Below are 3373 nucleotides of genomic sequence, written 5' to 3' on the forward strand. Positions count from 1 at the left end.
AAACTTCCCATAATGTTTCTTATGTGCTTCAAGTATATAAAAAGGCGTAAAAATACGCCTATAGATAATGGGGTTGAAATAGGTTTATTGTTGATGAGATTGTAGATAATTCAATTTTTTACTTCCAATCGAATACTTAAAACCTCCACCTTTTCTGCCTGTAATTGTTCATCATAAAATTCAATATCTTCAGGATTTTCCCCTTGGCAACCTCGGTAGAAATATTCTTCCGCTCGATCAGGATTCAAAAATCGACAAGCACAAACAAAACAGTCTCCATCATCATTTATTGAGATAATATAGTAGATTGAAATAAGATGTAAACAAATCGATTAGGAAAGTTAAATTAGTTTCTAGAAATTTTTAGCAGATGTAGTGTACTATTCTAGTCTCAATTTACTATGGCTTCAAATATATCTTTCGAAAAAATATTTACAGATGTGTAATTTTGAAGCTTGCAAAAGTTAGTAAACTTGTAGATTTCGATTTGAAGTAACTTGTTTTCTTGCCCGATATTGTTTTTGAAATTGAATTTTTCCATAGTGACTCCTTGATTTTCTTCTACACGTCTGATGATAAATCTAATTCGCAAAAGAGTCAAGAGGATTTTTCGAAAAATAAATAGCGACCGAAATCACTATTTTAAGGGTTATAGGTATTTGATAGCTTAGACTGCTGTGTGACTGTTTACCCTCAGGCAATCTTTCTTCTATATTAGTATTAGTAAAGGTCTAAATAATTATCAATTTCCCATTGTGAAACAAAGGTTGCATAACTTGCCCATTCGATTCGTTTGGCTTCAAGGAAACTAGTATAGATATGTTCTCCAAGAGCCGCTCTGACAACTTCATCTTCTGTCAAAGCTTTCAAAGCGTTGTGAAGAGTTGATGGAAGGTCTGTAATACCAGCTTCCTTGCGCTCTTCTGCTGTCATGATGTAGATATTTTCTTCGATAGGAGCTGGTGCTTCGATTTTATTTTCAATACCATGCAAACCAACTTCCAAAAGAACTGTCATAGCGATATATGGGTTTGCCATTGGATCAACTGAACGCAACTCAAGACGAGTTCCCATACCACGTGAAGCAGGCACGCGTACAAGTGGCGAACGGTTACGACCAGCCCAAGCAATGTAAACAGGGGCTTCATAACCTGGAACCAAACGTTTGTATGAGTTAACCGTTGGGTTCATGATAGCAGTATAGTTGTAGGCATGCTTGATCAAACCGCCAAGGAAATGGTAGGCCGTTTCTGACAACTGCATTCCTTTTGGATCATTTGGATCAAAGAAGGCATTATTTCCTTCTGCATCAAACAAGGACATATTACAGTGCATACCTGATCCAGCAATACCAAATTTTGGTTTGGCCATAAAGGTTGCGTAAAGGCCATGTTTGCGAGCAATGGTTTTAACAACAAGTTTAAAGATTTGAATCTTATCACAAGCACGGAGAACTTCATCATACTTAAAGTCAATCTCATGCTGTCCAACCGCAACCTCGTGGTGACTGGCTTCTACTTCAAATCCCATTTGGGTCAAGACATTCACAATCTCACGACGTGTGTTGTCCGCAAGGTCAGTAGGCGCCAAATCAAAGTAGCCACCCTTGTCATTCACTTCAAGTGTTGGGTCCCCATTTTCATCGAGTTTAAATAGGAAAAATTCTGGCTCTGGTCCAAGGTTGAAGGATTTGAATCCAACTTCTTCCATGTGACGAAGAGCACGTTTCAAATTGCCACGAGGGTCCCCCGCAAATGGTTCACCTTCTGTTGTATAGACATCACAGATCAAACCTGCAACACTTCCATTTTCATCTCCCCAAGGGAAGACTGTCCATGTATCCAAGTCAGGGTACAAGTACATATCTGACTCATTGATACGTACAAAACCTTCAATAGAAGATCCATCAAACATAGCCTTGTTTGACAAGACTTTATCTAACTGTTCATCTGTAGCAGGAATTTCGACGTTTTTCATGGTTCCCAAAATATCTGAGAACATGAGACGGATAAAGGTAACATTTTTTTCCTTGACTTCACGACGAATATCTGCAGCTGTGATTGGCATGAGTTTTCTCCTTAATGTATGACTACTTGCGGTTGCTTAACCGCGACCAAAAGGTGATTGCACCGAAGCAAAGCGACCCTGTTGGAGGAGTTCATTGTGAAGTGCACGGCGCACCTCAGTCTGACTCACCGCTTTCTTGGATTTCGCTTCACGTTCAGCATATTTTTTCTTAATGGCAGCGATATTATAACCTTCAGAGATATAATCTTTGATTTCAAGCAGACGATCCATGTCATTCAAGGAATACATGCGACGGTTCCCTTCGTTTCGATCAGGTTTGATCAACTCTTGATCTTCATAATAACGAATCTGACGCGCCGATAGATCGGTCAACTTCATAACACTGCCGATAGGAAAAACAGCCATATTTCGGCGAAATTCTTTTTCCTTCATTTACAATTTCCTTCTTTCTGTCTATTATAGTCTAAAAAAAGACAAACGTCAATTGATAATGTTATAAAATGTAACATTATTTTTCTTTTTTCTCTAAAAGGAGCCGAATACGATCAATATCGTAATTTACTAGAATTGCGACAAAAACTCCCATAAACGTTTCTGATACACGCGCAAACACGTACAAAATTGTTTCCCCGCTCGGAATCGATAGGGTAATGATTAACATAGCCGCTACACCACCAATAACCCCCGCTTTGTTATTCATGGCTACATTTGTCATAATAGTTAACATGGTACAGATTGGAACAACAACCAAGGTTACCCAAAAGGCTTCGTGGAAAAAGGTATTTAATAAGAAGAAGACAAAGGCATAGAGGCCTCCGATACTATTCCCTAGAATACGCGAAGTCCCAAAATGAACACTCTTATCAAAACTCTCCCTCAGGCTAAAAACAGCTGTCAAAGCACCGATTTGAAGACCTTTCCAACCAAAAAAGCCAAAAATCAAGAGAACTAGAAAAACAGCAATTCCTGTTTTAAAGGTTCGCATACCAAGTTTGAACTGGGATTTATCGAATTTATATTTTTTAAAATAACTCATAATCTCAACTTTCTATTTCCATTTTATCATAAATCGGTGATTTTTATGAGTAATAGTTGCGAGGAAGCTCTTTTATTTTAAGCAAAAGAAAAGAGGAACTCTCATCCCTCTCTTCTTTGATTTGTTTATAAAATCTTATTTTTCTGTCAAGGCTGCAAGTCCTGGAAGAACTTTATACTCAATGAAAATCAAAGAGCAAACTAGGAAACTAGCTGCAGGTTGCTCAAAGAACTGCTTTGAGGTTGTAGATAGAACTGACGAAGTCAGTAACATATATACGGCAAGGCGACGTTGACGTGGTTTGAAGAG

General features: G+C 38.2%; 5 protein-coding genes. 1 reads left to right on the top strand and 4 read right to left on the bottom strand.

The window, feature by feature from the left end:
• Positions 1 to 391 precede the first annotated feature (391 nt).
• Positions 392 to 541 carry a hypothetical protein gene (locus HT699_RS11650; protein ID WP_000410533.1) on the bottom strand — a complete coding sequence of 50 codons (150 nt, stop codon included), beginning with the start codon at positions 539 to 541 and terminating at the stop codon, positions 392 to 394.
• Between HT699_RS11650 and HT699_RS02940 the strand changes: the two genes are divergently transcribed.
• Positions 506 to 625, top strand: a complete 120-nt coding sequence (locus HT699_RS02940) for a hypothetical protein (protein ID WP_001808898.1) — start codon at positions 506 to 508, stop codon at positions 623 to 625. The two genes, HT699_RS11650 and HT699_RS02940, sit on opposite strands and share 36 nt — an antisense overlap.
• A gap of 95 nt (positions 626 to 720) precedes the next feature.
• Here the strand turns inward: HT699_RS02940 and glnA are convergent, their stop codons facing one another.
• The 3 genes from glnA to HT699_RS02955 all read right to left on the bottom strand — a co-directional run bounded on the left by glnA (position 721) and on the right by HT699_RS02955 (position 3064).
• Entirely contained in the window at positions 721 to 2067 is a 1347-nt protein-coding gene (gene glnA, locus HT699_RS02945; RefSeq protein WP_050261078.1) for a type I glutamate--ammonia ligase, read from the bottom strand.
• 36 nt (positions 2068 to 2103) lie between these two features.
• Positions 2104 to 2460 (bottom strand): transcriptional repressor GlnR, encoded by a 357-nt coding sequence (glnR, locus tag HT699_RS02950; RefSeq protein ID WP_000659547.1) that lies wholly within the window; start codon positions 2458 to 2460, stop codon positions 2104 to 2106.
• A gap of 76 nt (positions 2461 to 2536) precedes the next feature.
• Positions 2537 to 3064, bottom strand: a complete 528-nt coding sequence (locus HT699_RS02955) for an aromatic acid exporter family protein (RefSeq protein WP_023937102.1) — start codon at positions 3062 to 3064, stop codon at positions 2537 to 2539.
• Positions 3065 to 3373: the final 309 nt, after the last annotated feature.

The organism is Streptococcus sp. 1055, from assembly GCF_013276815.1.
In the GTDB taxonomy this organism is placed as follows: domain Bacteria; phylum Bacillota; class Bacilli; order Lactobacillales; family Streptococcaceae; genus Streptococcus; species Streptococcus pseudopneumoniae.

Bases quoted from the DNA above. Each gene is read 5' to 3' on its own strand.
- HT699_RS02955 (WP_023937102.1), bottom strand. From the start codon at position 3,064: ATGAGTTATTTTAAAAAATATAAATTCGATAAATCCCAGTTCAAACTT.
- glnR (WP_000659547.1), bottom strand. From the start codon at position 2,460: ATGAAGGAAAAAGAATTTCGCCGAAATATGGCTGTTTTTCCTATCGGC.
- glnA (WP_050261078.1), bottom strand. From the start codon at position 2,067: ATGCCAATCACAGCTGCAGATATTCGTCGTGAAGTCAAGGAAAAAAAT.
- HT699_RS11650 (WP_000410533.1), bottom strand. From the start codon at position 541: ATGGAAAAATTCAATTTCAAAAACAATATCGGGCAAGAAAACAAGTTA.